Here is an 897-nt window from a genome sequence, read left to right on the forward strand (position 1 = left end):
GTCGGACGTGTGGTGCCAGATCCTGGCCGACGTCACCGGCCAGCCGATCCGCCAGCTCGAGAACGCGATCCAGGCGAACGCGATCGGTGCCGCGAGCATCGCGTGGGTCGGCATCGGCGCGCTGCAATTCGCCGACCTGGCCGCGCTGCGCCGCACGCGCCGCACCTACGAGCCGGCGAGTGCGCTGCGCCGCTTGTACGGCGACAAGTTCGAGGCCTTCAAGGAGGTGCACAAGCGCCTCGCGCCGCTCTACCACCGCCTGAACGCGCCGCAGGAGGCTGCCGCATGAATGACTCTGCGACCGCTCGCCAGACCGTCGTCGACCTGTGCGTCGAGCTGTCGCTGCGCGGCTTCCTGGCCGGCACCGGCGGCAACATTGCGCTGCGTGTCGATGCCGAACGCATCGCGGTGACACCCTCGGCCACCGACTACCTGACGATGGCGGCCGCCGACGTCTGCGTGCTGCGCCTGGCCGACCTCGCGCCGCTCGAGGGAACGAAGCCGCCCTCCGTCGAGACCGGGCTGCATGCGCGCGTGCTGCGGGCGCGGCCCGACGTGCAGTGCAGCATCCACACGCACCAGCCGATCGCCAGCGCCTGCGCCTTGCTCGGGCAGGCGCTCGACGTACCGGACGGGCCCTGGCGGCAATCGCTGGGCCGCTCGGTGCCGGTCGTCGGCTATGCCCCGTCGGGCACCGCGTGGCTCGCCGCGCTGCTGGCGCGCAGGCTGCGCGCCGACACCCACGCCTACCTGATGCTGAACCACGGCGTGCTGTGCTGCGGCCCGAGCACCGAGGCCGCCGTGCAGGCCGTCGAAGACCTGGAGACGCTGGCCTGCATGCACCTGCGGCAGCGCATCGCTGCGCGCGCGCAGGCCGAGCCGTCGCAGCGCGAGGTC

The 897-nt window shown here is 72.8% G+C and carries 1 protein-coding gene and 1 pseudogene; both read left to right on the forward strand.

Annotated elements, in window-relative coordinates; translation table 11 throughout:
- Positions 1–289, forward strand: a pseudogene (locus tag AC1D12_RS34275) (xylulose kinase); the annotation flags it as partial.
- Positions 286–897 (forward strand): class II aldolase/adducin family protein (locus tag AC1D12_RS34280; protein ID WP_477845517.1); only part of this gene is annotated, 612 nt, incomplete at its 3' end. The pseudogene AC1D12_RS34275 and the gene AC1D12_RS34280, both read left to right, overlap by 4 nt.

This window comes from Rhizobacter sp. P1_G5 (assembly GCF_056405435.1).